We start from the raw sequence: 12,899 nt of genomic DNA on the forward strand, positions 1-12,899 counted from the left end.
GCTCCCCGGGCGCGCTGCGCCCGGGGCTTTTCCTCTTTGCCTGCGGGGCGCTCAGCCCAGGCTCTTGTCGCTGACCAGCTTCTCGCGGCGCGCCTTGTCGATGGCGTGCACGCGGTCGCTGACGTTGAGCTTGGCGAACAGCTTCTTCAGGTACCACTTCACCGTTTCCGCCGAGATGTTCAGCGCCAGGGCGATGCGCTTGTTCGGCATGCCCTGCACCAGCAGGTCGAGGATGTCCTGCTCGCGGCCGCTGAGGTTGTACTCGGACTGCTGGCGGGCCGGCTGCTCCGGCCTGGCCTGCCGGAAGCCGCCGAGGACCTGCGCCAGGTGTTCCTCCAGGGCGGAGGAGGGCAGCCTTCCGCTCATTTCCTCCAGCATCCGCTTCGATTCCGGCAGCTCGTCGCACAGGCTGCGCAGCATCTGGCAGCGGGCGCTGACTTCCAGCAGCGCCAGCAGCGCGTCGGCCCAGGCGGGGTCTTCCAGCTGGTACAGCGCCAGGCAGCGCAACAGCTGTACCTTGACATGGTAGTCCAGGCGCACGTCGGGTGTCAGGCCCTGCAGCCGCTCCAGTTCGTCCAGCGCCGCCGGGGCCTGGCCCTCGGCCAGGGCGATGCGCGCCCGCGAGAGGATGGTGAGGACCGGGATATCGAAGGTGCTGCCCATCGCCGCGGGCGTCAGGGCTGCGCCGTATCGGCCCGCCAGGGCGTCCAGCTCGGCCTGCAGGCGCTTGCCGGTCTGGAGGTCGCCGTCGAGCAGCAGCAGGCGGATGCGCTCGGCCAGGGCCGCGGCGATCGGCCGCTGCAGACCGGTGCTGCGGCCGAACAGGTGGAGGCGCTCCAGCAGTTCGTAGGCGTCGTCGCCGTTGCCTTGCAGATAGAGCAGGCGCGCCCCCGCCAGCAACGCACGCAGGTAGCTTTCGAAGAACACCCGCTCGTTCATCACCTCGATGCGGCCGCTGAGCAGGCTCTTCAGGGCGTCGAGGTTGTTGCTCTCGTACAGCGTCTCGGCAAGGTAGCCGGATACCACGCAGGAGGGCGCCGAGCGCCGGCCGAAGCGTTCGTCCAGGCGGAACAGCGCTTCGTTCAGGCTGGCGGTGGCGCGGGCGAGGTTGCCCTTGAGGAACTGGATCCAGCCGATGAAGGACTGCCGGTAGGCATAGGTGAGCCCGCGGGTGGCGCTGGGCGGCGGCTCCGGGTGGTGGGCCAGGATATTGGGCAGGTCGTCGTAGCGCGAGGCACTGGCCAGGGCGTAGATCAGGGCGTTGCAGGCCACCCCGTTGTGGTAGACGTCGCCGCTGGGCGGCCAGTGGTTGAGCAGTTCCAGGGCGGACAGGCTGTTGCCGCTGAGGGCGTCGAAGGTGCGCAGGCAGACCTGGTACTCGAAAGCGCTGATGCCGCCCTCGATGCCGACCGCCTGTTGCAGCTCGCGCAGTTCCTGGCGCGCGTTCTGCAGGTGCAGGCCGCCCAGCACCAGGGCCCAGAAGCGGGCGACGCGCAGGTGCCAGCGGCGGGCCAGCTCCGCCGCCGGCACCTTGTCGGTCCAGGCCAGGATGGTGTTGAAGTCGCCGGTGGCGAGGACGGTCATCACGCAACGGTCGATCAGGTCGTAGGCGCGTTCTTCGCCCTCCGAGGCGAGGGCGTGGTGCACCGCCTCGACCAGGTGCCCGTGCCGCTCGAACCACAGGCTGGCGCGGTAGTGGAAGGAGGGCAGGTCGATGGCGTTGAGTTCGCTGCGGCACTCGCGCAGGAAGGCGGAGAGGTTGGAGCGCTGCTGCGGGCCGTCACTGTCCAGCCAGTGCCTGGCGCGCTGGTACAGGTCGCCGAGGCTGCTCACCACGCGCCGGGCCAGGCGCTGGCGCAGGTGTTCGCCGAACAGCGCATGGAAGCGGTACCACTTCTCGTCGTGGTCCAGCGGCACCAGCAGCAGGCCGTCGGCCGCCAGCCCTTCGAGGATGTGCTGCGCGTTACGCACGCCGAGCACTTCCTCGCACAATTCGACGTTGAAGCGATCCAGCACGGAGAGCTGCAGCAGCAGGTCCTGGGTCTCGCGTGGCAGGTCGCTCAGGGTGTTTTCCAGGATGGTCTCGGCCAGGGGGTAGAGCCCCTTGGCCCAGTCGGCGAAGTCCGGGTCCTTGCGCTCGTTGGACAGCACCAGCATCTGGATGCCGGCGATCCAGCCCTCGGTGGCTTCGAACAGGGCGCGGCAGGAATCGGCGCTGACCGGCTCCTTCATCCGTTCGCTGAGAAAGGCCTGGGTCTCGCTCTCGGAGAAGCGCAGGCTGCGCACGTTGAGCTCGTTGCCGCGGCTTTTCTGCCGCACGTCCTCCAGGCAGGCCGGCAGCTCGGTGCGCGAGCTGATGACCAGGTGGAAGTTGGCCGGGGCGTATTTCACCATCCGCCCGAGCAGTTCGTGCAGGCGAGGATTGTCGATGCAGTGGTAGTCGTCGAGGATCAGGTACAGCTCGGCCTCGAACTCGGCCAGCACGTTGACCAGCACGGTGAGGAAGTTGTCCAGGGTTTCCGGGCGGCCGCGCTCGTAGGTGTCCACCAGTTGCTGCGGCACCGGGCAGTCGGCCTGCTTGAGGGCGGCGACCCAGTAGCCGAGGAACTGGTTTTCCTCGTTGTCGGTTTCGTCCAGGTTGATCCAGCCGACCTTGTGGCCCTGCTCGATCAGGGTCTTGCGCCATTGCGTCAGCAGCGTGGTCTTGCCGAAGCCGCCGGGGGCGCGCAGCGGGATCAGCGGCTGGTAGGCGACATTGTTCAGGCGCTCCAGCAGGCGTTGGCGCAACAGCGGGGCGTGGTGGTAGCGCGGTGGCAGAAGTTTGGTAATCAACACGGCTTGGGCCTGCTTATTTTTGTTGTGCCAGGCGCGGTGGGCGCGCCTGGCACTTTAACGCAAGCGTTGGGACGGGCCTAGGGCCCGCCCTTGGGCGAGGTTCAGTGACGGCGCAGGAAGTGGATGAACAGCAGGCTGTAGATCACGTCGCCCATCACCAGGGCCGGCAGTTGCCAGCCGATGTTCCCCAGCGCCCAGTGGGCGAACATGGCCAGCGCCACCAGCGCCTTGCCCAGGATGCCGAGCGCGATGTAGGGGCGGCCCCGCAGCGGGTCGAATGCCGCGTAGAGATAGGCGGCGCCGAAGGTGGCGATGAGCACCAGGGCGAGGTCGCGCATGGCCAGGTTGGTGCCCGTGGACGGGGCGAGATTGAGCAGCCGGGTCAGCAGGCCGTTGAGAAAGAGGAAGCCGAATACCACCGACCAGTTGAACAGGGCGGCGGTACCCATGAGCCAGCGAGCATGGGTGAGCATGGGGATGTTCCTGACGAGAGGGGGAAGGGGCCTTGAGGGTGAGTGCCCGGCGGCTCAGCCGACCGTCTCTTTCAGGGCCGCGGTGAACGGTTCGATGTAGCCGGTGAACAGTTCATCCAGGGGCGTGCCCTTGAACTGCGGCAGGTACAGGCCGTTCCAGTTGGCCCACAGCGGCATGCCCTCGGGCTGCCCGGTGGCCGCGACGCCGATGCCGAGGATGGTCTTCAGCGGGCCGTCGGGCGCCTCGTCGTAGGCGGCCTGCCACTGTGCGCTGTCCATGTAGCGACGCTGGACCTTGCGCCCCAGCACGCGCTCGCGCCCCTCCAGCAGTTCGTTCCAGCTGCAGTAGGCGGTGGCCGCCACCGGGCAGATTGCGTTGCGCGAGGCCGGGTGGGCCAGCACGTGGGGAATGATCCGCCCGAGGTCCCTGCCGCTGGACCAGGAGAACTTCTGCGTGCCGTCGCCCATGATGCCCACCGGTTCCAGCATGTAGTACTCGGGCCACAGGCCGGCCGGGATGATGGTGTAGTCCAGGCCCGCCAGCTCGATCATGCGCTGGATGAACACCTTCTGCCGGGCGATCCGGCTGTGCACGGTGAGCTTGGTCTGGCGCGACTCCCACTCGTAGATGAAGCCGAATTCGGACGGCACGAAGCGCTCCACGCCAGCCTCGCGCGCGGCATGGATCAGCGGGTACTGGGACTCGGTGGCGGACAGCGGGACGCAGGACACCAGGTAGTCGGTGCCGAGCAGGGCGGGGATCAGCGACTCCACGCTGCCGGTGTCCGCCGCGCGCAGCTCGACGCCGCGGGCCTGCCAGTCCGACCATTTCCTTTGCTTCTCGGCGCTGGGCTGCGAAAGGCCCAGCGAGGACTTTTCCGGGGTGTCGCCCTGGCGCAGCAGGACGCGGACGTTGAACAGGTCCTGGGCGAGCAGTTCTTCGACACAGGCAGTGCCCGCCACGCCGGTGGCCGAGAATACCGTTACTGTTTTTCTTGTCATGGGAAATTCCTTGGATTGGCAGCGAATGCACCGCGGTGCCAGGCCAAGGTACGCAAAAGCGCGCCAGGCACATCCCCCCATGGGCGGGTGGCCGATGGGGGGAGGCCTTGGCTAGAACTGCTCCGCGGCCAGTTCGTAGAGGCTCTCGGCGCCGCCGCTCAGGCACACGCTCAGGCCCTCGATGCGCGGCAGCAGGCGCTCGAAGAAGAAGTGGGCGGTGGCCAGTTTCGCCGAATGGAAGTCCGGCTCGTCGGCCAGCCTGGCCTGCGCCGCGCTGGCCATCCTCGACCACAGGTAGGCATAGGTGACATAGCCGAACAGGTGGAGGTATTCCACCGAGGCGGCGCCCACCTGGCGCGGGTCCCCGGCGGCCCGGTCGCGCAGCCAGTCGCTGGTCTCCTCCAGGAGCCGCACGGCGTCCAACAGCCTGTCGCGGTGGACCACGGCTACCCCGGCGGCGTAGTCGTGGATTTCGGCGAGGAAGGAGCCGAGCGCCTGGCCGTCATCGGCGAGCACCTTGCGCCCGAGCAGGTCCAGGGCCTGGATGCCATTGGTGCCCTCGTAGATCTGCGCGATGCGCACGTCGCGCACCAGTTGCTCCTGGCCCCACTCACGGATGTAGCCGTGGCCACCGAAGACTTGCTGGCCGAGCACGCAGCTTTCCAGCCCGGTATCGGTGAAGAAGGCCTTGGCGACCGGCGTCAGCAACGCGACCCGGGCCTGCGCCGAGGTGCGCACCCCGGCGTCGGCGCCATGCTTGGCGGTGTCCAGCTGGGCGCCGAGGTAGGTGGCCAGGGCGCGCGCGCCTTCGGTGTGCGCCTTGATGGTCAGCAACATGCGGCGCACGTCGGGGTGGTGGATGATCGGGTCGGCGGCCTTGTCCCTGGCCACCGGGCCAGTGGGGGCGCGGCTCTGCAGGCGGTCGCGGGCGTAGGCCACGGCGGCCTGGTAGGACGCCTCGGCGCAGCCGATGCCCTGGATGCCGATGGACAGGCGCTCGTAGTTCATCATGGTGAACATCGCCGCCAGTCCCTTGTTCGGCTCGCCGACCATCCAGCCGGTGGCGCCATCGAAGTTCATCACGCAGGTAGCCGAGGCCTTGATGCCCATCTTGTGCTCGATGGAGCCGCAACTGACGGCATTGCGCGCGCCGAGCGAGCCGTCTTCGCCGACCAGCACCTTGGGCACCAGGAACAGCGAGATGCCCTTTGGCCCTGCCGGCGCGTCGGGCAGCTTGGCCAGCACCAGGTGGATGATGTTCTCGGTCAGGTCCTGCTCGCCGCCGGTGATGAATATCTTGCTGCCGCTGATGGCGTAGCTGCCGTCGGCATTGGGCTCGGCGCGGGTACGGAGCAGCCCGAGGTCGGTGCCGGCGTGGGCTTCGGTCAGGCACATGGAGCCGGCCCAGCGGCCTTCGTACATCGGTGGCAGGTACAGACGCTTCAACTGCGTGCTGGCATGGCTGTCGATGGCCAGGCAGGCGCCGCTGCTGAGCACCGAATACAGGGCGAAGCTGGTGTTGGCCGCGTAGAGCATTTCCTCGACGTGCACGGCGAGCATCTTCGGCATGCCCATGCCGCCGAAGTCCGGGTTGCCGGAGAGGCCGACCCAGCCGCCCTCGGCATAGGTGGCGTAGGCGGCCTTGAAGCCTGCCGGCGTGCTCACCACCCCGTCGCGCCACTGGGCGCCTTCCTCGTCGCCGCTGCGGTTGAGCGGCGCGAGGGTTTCGCTGGCCAGCTTGCCGGCCTCCTCCAGGATGGCGCTGGCGGTGTCGGTGTCCAGGCTGTTGCCCAGCCCGGGGAGTGCGGCCCATTGGGCGTTGGCGTCGAAGACGTCGTTGAGCAGGAACTGGATATCGCGCAGGGGGGCTCGGTAGTGGTTCATGGCCGGTTCTCGGAAATGGAGTTCGTGAGGGACGATCGGCAAGCGTTCGAGGCTCGCGCAGCGTTGCGCCAGAGCCGGCGGACAGCCATCCGTGCTGTGCGAGAAGCCGCCCTGCGGCTTATGCGGGCAGCCCTGGATATGCTAGGAATGCGCGGCTGAACACCCTGTGCGGTACCCGCCGCGCGCCGCAAGGGGCCGCGAGCCACGCTGATGGCGAAGACCTCGGGTACGTGCATGGGAAGGGCTCCTGGCTTGCTGGCCGCAAGTCTAGGGGGGAGGGCGGCCGGGCTCCTATGCCGGAATTGCGCAACGCACATTGACGAATTTGGATATAGCCGATGATGAGCAAAGATGAGGCCGGGGCCGGCGGGCTGCGCAAGAGCGACTCGGTGGCGGCGTACTTCGTGAAGGCTGCGTTGCACCGATTGGCCGACCGCCCGCAGCGAGTGCGCGAATTGCTGGCCGCGGCCGGTATCGATCCGGGCTCGCTGGATAACCCGCAGCAGCGGATATCGGCCGATGCGGTCACGAGATTGTGGCTATCGCTCACCGAGGAGCTGGGGGATGAATTCTTCGCCTTCGATTCGGGCGGCATGCCACGCGGGGCCTTCGCCATCATCTGCCGCAGCGTGCTGCTCGAACCCGACCTGGGGCGGGCGCTGCGCCAATGCCTGGCGGGGTTCAACCTGTTCCTGCGGGATATCCGGGCCCACCTGGAGCTGCGCGGCAACCGCGCCGCCATCGTGCTGCAGGTGCGCATCGAAGATGCAACCCTGCGTGGCGTCGCCGAGGAAATCTACCTGAGCATGGTCATCGGCGTGGCCTGCTGGCTGGTGGGGCGGCGCATCACCCTGGAGCGGACCCGGTTCGGCCACCCGCGGCCGCCCCATGGCGCCGATCCCTTGCTCTGGGGCCCCTGGATCCAGTTCGATTGTGCGCGCACCGAAGTGGAGTTCGCCGCCGCCCAGCTTGCCCTGCCGGTGGTGCGCAACTTCGCCGGGCTCAAGCAGTTCCTGCGCCAGGCCCCGGAGGGCGTGGTGGTGCGCTTTCGCAACCGTTCCGGACTGTCCGCAAAGGTCTACCGTCATCTCAAGGACAGCACCGAGCTGCACTGGCCTTCGCAGGCACAGATGGCCATGCGCTTCGCATTGAGCGAATCGGCATTCCGCCGGCAGCTGGAGCGCGAAGGGTTTTCCTATCAGGTGCTCAAGCATGAGGTACGCAAGGCGCTGGCGTTCGACTACCTCAACGATGTCAGCCTGAGCATCACGGAGATAGCGATCCGCTGTGGGTTCCAGGAGCCCAGTGCGTTCCACCGCGCCTTCCGCCAGTGGACCGGCATGAGCCCCGGCCGCTATCGCAGTGCCCAGGCCATTACGGCGGTGTGAATACACGCAGCGTTTATGTCAGTTCCGCCTGGCCTTGATCTGCTGCCAGGCCGCATCCAGCGATTGCCGTTGATCCGTTGCCAGGGTTTCCAGCAGGTAGCTGCGGCGTCGTTGTTCGGTGTTCAGAACCTGGCCGGGAGCGTTCTTCAGCAGTGCCTGCATGGCTGGGGAGGTGCTGGGAAGAGGGGCGTAGAAGCGAGTCGCCCGGGCGTTGCGGATGGCGTTCTGCGGCGCGATCAGGAAGTCGATGAAGCGGTAGGCCAGCGCCGGGTTCGGGGCATTGGCCGGTATGGCCAGGGTGTCGATGTAGATCGCGGCGCCTTCGTCTGGAATCAGGTAGGCCAGTTGTGGGTTCTTTTCCATGGCGCGGATGGCGTGCCCGCTCCAGCTCATGGTCAGGCAGAGCTTGCCGGCGGCGATATCGTCGATGTAGCTCCAGTTGTTCAGTGAGTGCAACTGCCTGGCGATCGGCTGCAGGCTCTGCAGGCTGCGTTCTATTTGACGGCCACTGCTGCTCGACAGGCTCCGGCCGCGGTAGTTGAGCAGGAGCGAGGCGGTTTCCTCGGCGGCATCCAGCAGGCCGATGCCGCAACGGGCCAGCCGGCTCGCCTGTTGCTCATCGAACAGCAGGCTCCAGCTGTTGGGCAGCGGCGCGCCGTAGGTGGCCTGCGCGGCCTGCGTATTGACCAGCAAGCCGATGGAGCCCCACAGGTAGGGGACCGTATGCTGGTTGGCCCCGGGGATTCCGGCCAGCGTGGAGACCACCCAGGGGTCGAGCTCCTGGTAATGCGCGAGCCGTTGGCTGTCGATTTCCGCCAGCCGGTGCTGCGCCAGCAATTGCTTGAGCATGAAGTGCGACGGCACGACGACGTCATAGGCGTCGCCGCCGGCCATGGTCTGCAGCAACTCGTCGGTAGTGGTGAAGGCGTGGTAGTCCACGCGGATACCGGTCTGCTCGTGGAAGTCCTCCAGCACGGCAGGGTCGAAATAGTCTTTCCAGTTGTAGACGCGCAGAACCTGTTCGGCATGTGCGGCGGTGCAGACGAGCAGGGCAAGCAGGCAAACCAGGTGCTTCATGGCGATGACATCCGTTGATGTGGGGACAGGTTCCGTCGCTCGGTGCCTGGCTGGTCCGCAGCCAGTTCCCGGATCCGGATTCAAGCGGTTTTTGCCGTGGAAGAATTGCCGCTGGCAGACAAGTCGTTGTTTGTGATTGCCAGGATGAACCGGCGTGCGCCACTTCAACTCGCCACATCGACCCTCGGACAGGTCTTCCGCTCCCCGTCCTGGGCCAGGCAGCGCACGTCCAGACGGCGAAGCGGGAGCTAGGTCTTGAAGTGCTCCACCAGGCGCTGTTGCTGGTTCGCCATGTCATGCAGCGAGCGGCCGATGCGTGACGACTCTTCGACCTGGGCGATGAGCGTTTCGCTGATATCCCTGATGCCGCTCACGCGACGGCTGATCTCCTCGCTTGCCGAGCTCTGCTGCACCGCTGCGCTGGCGATCTGCTGGGACATCGAGTCGATCACCTCGACGGCGTCGCCAATGGTGCGCAGGGCCGTGTGGCTTTCATCGACCAGCGCGACGCTCTGGTTCGCCTGCTCCCGGCTGAGCCGCATGCTGCCGGTGACCTGCTCGCTGAGCTGCTGCAGGGTTTCCACGACCTCGCGGATTTCGCCCACGGAATTCTGCGTGTGGCTGGCCAGCTGCCGCACTTCGTCGGCGACCACCGCGAAGCCGCGGCCCTGCTCGCCGGCGCGCGCGGCTTCGATGGCGGCGTTGAGCGCCAGCAGGTTGGTCTGCTCGGCGATGCTGCAGATCACGTCGAGGACCTGCCCGATCTGGCTGCTGCTGTGGGCGAGCGCCCGCACGTCCGCCAGGGTCCTTTCCAGCCCCCGGTCCAGCGCCGCGATGCTGTCGGCCGACTTGCCGAACACCACCAGCCCTTTTCTGCTGGCTTCCTCGGCCGCCGTCGCGGCCTGGGCCGTGCGGGACGAACTGTGCGCCACGTCCTGGGAACTGACGCTCATCTGGTGGAGTGCCGTGGCCGCTTGCTCCACTTCCTGATGCTGGCGTTGCATGCCGTCGTTGACTTGTGCGGCTATCAGCGCGGAGCGGTCGGCCGTTTCGCGGGTGTGCAAGGCGGCTTTCTGGATCTCGCCGATGATGGGCTGCAGTTTGTCGAGGAAGCGGTTGAAGCCGCTGGCGAGCCTTCCGATTTCATCGCTGCGGCTGTTCGGCAGGCGCTGGGTGAGGTCGCCATCGCCGTCGACGATGGCATCCAGCATGTCGGCCACCTGCAGCAGGGGGCGGGTGACGCCACGGGCCGCGAACCAGATCAGCAACAGGCCCGCGCCGCTGGCGAGGACGCCCAGTCCCAGGCTCATCCACGTCGCCTGCAGGTTCTGCCGGTTCAGCTGTGCCTGTAGTTGCAGCGCGGGGGCCTGCAGCACTGCCTGGGGCACGCGTATCTGCAGGGTCCAGGGGCGGGCCGCGGGGACTTGCAGCGGCTGTCGTATATCGATCGCTTCGGTGCTGTCGGCATCCGCGGCGAGGGCCTTGCCCAGCCCCTCCGGGTCGCTGCTGTGCCCGACCAGAAGGCCGCCCGCGGAGAGGATGCTGACCTCGCCCTGGCCCTGGTAAAGGCTTGCGCTGAGGGTTTCGCTCATCTTCTGCAGCGTCGACAGGCTGATGTCGATGCCTACCACCCCGAGCGTCTTGCCGTCCTGGACCAGCGGCAGGGCGATGCTGCTCATCAGCGTCTTGCGGCCTTCCACTTCGACCGCATAGGGCTCGACCACGCAGGCCTGCCCGCTCTGCAACGGGCAGGTGAACCAGGCGTTTTCCGCCTCGCTGCCGGGAGGGGCATGGTTGGCGGTGATGTTGGTTTCGTTCAGCACCGCCTGCACGAGCTGGCCGGGTTTGCTCTGCGACCAGTAGAGGGCGAAGCGGCCGGTTTCGTTGCCTGCCGCAGCGGGTTGATCGACGAAGCGCGAGTCCTGGTCGTCCAGGGCATTGGCTTGCAGGACCACGTACATGCCCAGCAGCTGCGGCTTTTCCCGCAGCGCCTCATGGGTCCTGGAGACGATCTGGCGGCGCAGGGCCTCGCTGGGGAGCTGGCCGACGAGCGCCTGTTCCCGTAGTTGCAGCAGCTGCTTGGCGAAGCCTTCGGCGTAGAGCCTGGTCTCATCGAGAAAACGCTCCACGCGCAGGCCCTGGAGCGTGGCGCTCGCCTGCAGATGCGCGTGTGCGGACTCTTCGAGCAGGCGGGTGCTTTCCCGTTCGAGCAGGCTGGCATTGCGCTGGGCCTGGTACAGCGTGGCGCCGAGCAGGCTGGCAACCACGGCAAGCAAACAGCATCCGCTGAGCACGCTGATCCGCCACTGGGCGCTGAGGCGCAAAACCGGCATGGCTTGGTCTCCTGGGCGGGGCGATGATGCGGGGAGCGGAGGAGGGGCTGCCATGTCCGCCTGGATCATCGCTTATCGCATTGGTCGATTCGTTGTTCTTGTTGGTGTGCGACAGAGGCTCCCGTCCGGGAGATCGGCGCGGGGAGATGGTAGGGGCGCAGGCTGTTACCGGGTTATCCCGAATCGGCAGGCCGGGACTGAGGAGCTATCGGCGTGATCCACATTGGGGCGTGGCATTCGATGCTGCCGATTTGGGATAACACCCCGTGCAGGGTCGGCCTAGCATCAGTCTTGCCAGTGAGCCCTGAGTGACCCGTCGGTCGTCGGCAGGCCTAGAACAAGAAGTTCGTTGGTTGGTGAGAGCGCTGCAGTCTCTCCGTGTTTTCCTAACGACTGCCTCATATAACAAGGTCAAGAAAATGAGCGTACCCATGTCCCAGATCAGCAGCTCGACAGAGCTGAGGCGCGGCGCCCTAGGCGTCGGTTTCATCATCTTCTTCGTGGTTTCCGCCGCCAGCCCGCTGAGTGTCATCGCCGGCGGCTTCCCCATCGGCATCATGCTTGGCAACGGCGCCGGAACGCCGGCGTTGCTGGTGCTGACGCTGCTGGTGTTGCTGGCGTTCTCGGTGGGCTACACCTCCATGGCGCGACATGTGACCAATGCCGGCGGCTTCTATGCGTTTTCCTCGCGCGGGCTGGGTGGCCTCGCCGGTGGCGCCGCGGGCGTCCTGGCGATGTTCGCCTACAACATCCTGCAGGTCGGCCTGTACGGCATGTTCGGCGGGGTGGTGGCCGGCACCATGGCCAGCGTCTTCGGCGTGGAACTGCCGTGGTGGTGCTACTCGCTGCTGGCGATGACCAGCATCGCGGTCCTCGGCTATCGCCAGATCGATCTCTCCGCGCGGGTGCTTTCGATCATCGTGGTCGCGGAATACCTGGCCATCCTCACCCTGGACTTCGCCATTCTGAAGTCGGGCGGCGATGCCGGCGTGAACCTGGATTCCTTCAAGTCCGAGCATGTCTTCAGCGGCACGCCTTCCATCGGCCTGCTGTTCTGTTTCGCGGCCTTCATCGGCTTCGAGGCCACGACCATCTATGGCGAAGAGGCGCGGGATCCGCAGCGCAGCATTCCGGTGGCCACCTATGCCTCGGTATTGCTGATCGGTTGTTTCTACACGCTGTCGATCTGGTCGATGGTGGTCGGCGTGGGCGCCGACAAGATCGTGGCGACCCTGCAGGCGCTGGGGGACCCGACCACCTTCATCTACGGCATGTCCGACCACTTCGTCGGCCCCGAGCTGACCAAGGTGATCCGCGTGCTGTTCATGGTCAGCATCTACGCCGGGCTGCTGGCGTTCCACAACTCGGCTGCGCGCTATTTCTACGCCATCGGCCGCGATGGCCTGCTGCACCGCATGCTCGGCACCACCCACCGCATCCACCAGAGCCCGCACATGGGCTCGGCCCTGCAGAGCCTGATCGCCGCGGTGGTGGTGCTGATCTTCGCCGCCATGGATGCGGACCCGATCCTGCAGCTCTTCGCCTGGTTCTCCAGCCTGGCGACGCTGTGCCTGATCCTGCTCATGGCGCTGACCTCGGCAGCGGTGTTCGCCTACTTCTGGCGCCATCCGGAGATTCCGCTGGGGCTGCTGCGCGGCCGCATCCTGCCGGCTTTCTCCTGCCTGGCGCTGCTGTTCGTGCTGGCCATCGCGGTGATCCATTTCGATGTGCTCACCGGTTCCAGCAAGGCCCTGTCCTATGCGCTGTGCGCCGTCATCCCGGTGGCGCTGATCGCCGGTGTGCTGCTGGCGGCGCGCCTGCGCAGGATTTCGCCCGAGCGTTTCCAGGCGCTGGGCAGCCACAAGCTCTAGGCGCGACCCGCGTCGATATCTCCCACCACGAAAGAC

General features: G+C 66.8%; 8 protein-coding genes and 1 pseudogene. 2 read left to right on the forward strand and 7 right to left on the reverse strand.

The genetic code is table 11. The annotated features are described in order from the left end of the window. Positions 1–51: 51 nt before the first annotated feature. The 4 genes from BM060_RS09630 to BM060_RS09645 form a co-directional block, all read right to left on the reverse strand. Positions 52–2,835 (reverse strand): winged helix-turn-helix domain-containing protein, encoded by a 2,784-nt coding sequence (locus BM060_RS09630; RefSeq protein ID WP_135499797.1) that lies wholly within the window; start codon positions 2,833–2,835, stop codon positions 52–54. A 101-nt stretch (positions 2,836–2,936) separates the two neighbouring features. Beyond that, positions 2,937–3,308: a hypothetical protein gene (locus BM060_RS09635; RefSeq protein WP_074979503.1), complete on the reverse strand. Its 372-nt coding sequence runs from the start codon at positions 3,306–3,308 to the stop codon at positions 2,937–2,939. 54 nt (positions 3,309–3,362) lie between these two features. Then, entirely contained in the window at positions 3,363–4,310 is a 948-nt protein-coding gene (locus BM060_RS09640; RefSeq protein ID WP_074979505.1) for an NmrA family NAD(P)-binding protein, read from the reverse strand. A 111-nt stretch (positions 4,311–4,421) separates the two neighbouring features. Further along, positions 4,422–6,194: an acyl-CoA dehydrogenase C-terminal domain-containing protein gene (locus BM060_RS09645; protein ID WP_074979507.1), complete on the reverse strand. Its 1,773-nt coding sequence runs from the start codon at positions 6,192–6,194 to the stop codon at positions 4,422–4,424. Between the two features lie 371 nt (positions 6,195–6,565). Between BM060_RS09645 and BM060_RS09650 the strand changes: the two genes are divergently transcribed. Beyond that, on the forward strand, positions 6,566–7,582 hold the full coding sequence (locus BM060_RS09650) for an AraC family transcriptional regulator (protein WP_074979697.1): 1,017 nt from the start codon (positions 6,566–6,568) through the stop codon (positions 7,580–7,582). Between the two features lie 18 nt (positions 7,583–7,600). On the opposite strand, the gene BM060_RS09655 is transcribed toward BM060_RS09650, so the two are convergent. The 3 genes and pseudogenes from BM060_RS09655 to BM060_RS33690 all read right to left on the reverse strand — a co-directional run. After that, positions 7,601–8,659, reverse strand: a complete 1,059-nt coding sequence (locus BM060_RS09655; protein ID WP_074979509.1) for an extracellular solute-binding protein — start codon at positions 8,657–8,659, stop codon at positions 7,601–7,603. A 248-nt stretch (positions 8,660–8,907) separates the two neighbouring features. Beyond that, complete coding sequence (locus tag BM060_RS33685; RefSeq protein ID WP_371857815.1) at positions 8,908–9,663, reverse strand: methyl-accepting chemotaxis protein; 756 nt, start codon at positions 9,661–9,663, stop codon at positions 8,908–8,910. A gap of 102 nt (positions 9,664–9,765) precedes the next feature. After that, positions 9,766–11,061 (reverse strand): annotated as a pseudogene (locus BM060_RS33690) (methyl-accepting chemotaxis protein); the annotation flags it as partial. 362 nt (positions 11,062–11,423) lie between these two features. On the opposite strand from BM060_RS33690, the gene BM060_RS09665 reads away from it, so the two are divergent. Then, positions 11,424–12,863, forward strand: coding sequence for an APC family permease (locus BM060_RS09665; protein ID WP_370686646.1), 1,440 nt, complete (start codon positions 11,424–11,426; stop codon positions 12,861–12,863). The last annotated feature ends 36 nt before the right edge of the window (positions 12,864–12,899 follow it).

The sequence above is a fragment of the Pseudomonas citronellolis genome, assembly GCF_900112375.1.
Classification (GTDB): domain Bacteria; phylum Pseudomonadota; class Gammaproteobacteria; order Pseudomonadales; family Pseudomonadaceae; genus Pseudomonas; species Pseudomonas citronellolis.

Bases quoted from the DNA above. Each gene is read 5' to 3' on its own strand.
- BM060_RS09645 (WP_074979507.1), bottom strand. From the start codon at position 6,194: ATGAACCACTACCGAGCCCCCCTGCGCGATATCCAGTTCCTGCTCAAC.
- BM060_RS33685 (WP_371857815.1), bottom strand. From the start codon at position 9,663: ATGCAACGCCAGCATCAGGAAGTGGAGCAAGCGGCCACGGCACTCCAC.
- BM060_RS09640 (WP_074979505.1), bottom strand. From the start codon at position 4,310: ATGACAAGAAAAACAGTAACGGTATTCTCGGCCACCGGCGTGGCGGGC.
- BM060_RS09635 (WP_074979503.1), bottom strand. From the start codon at position 3,308: ATGCTCACCCATGCTCGCTGGCTCATGGGTACCGCCGCCCTGTTCAAC.
- BM060_RS09655 (WP_074979509.1), bottom strand. From the start codon at position 8,659: ATGAAGCACCTGGTTTGCCTGCTTGCCCTGCTCGTCTGCACCGCCGCA.
- BM060_RS09665 (WP_370686646.1), top strand. From the start codon at position 11,424: ATGTCCCAGATCAGCAGCTCGACAGAGCTGAGGCGCGGCGCCCTAGGC.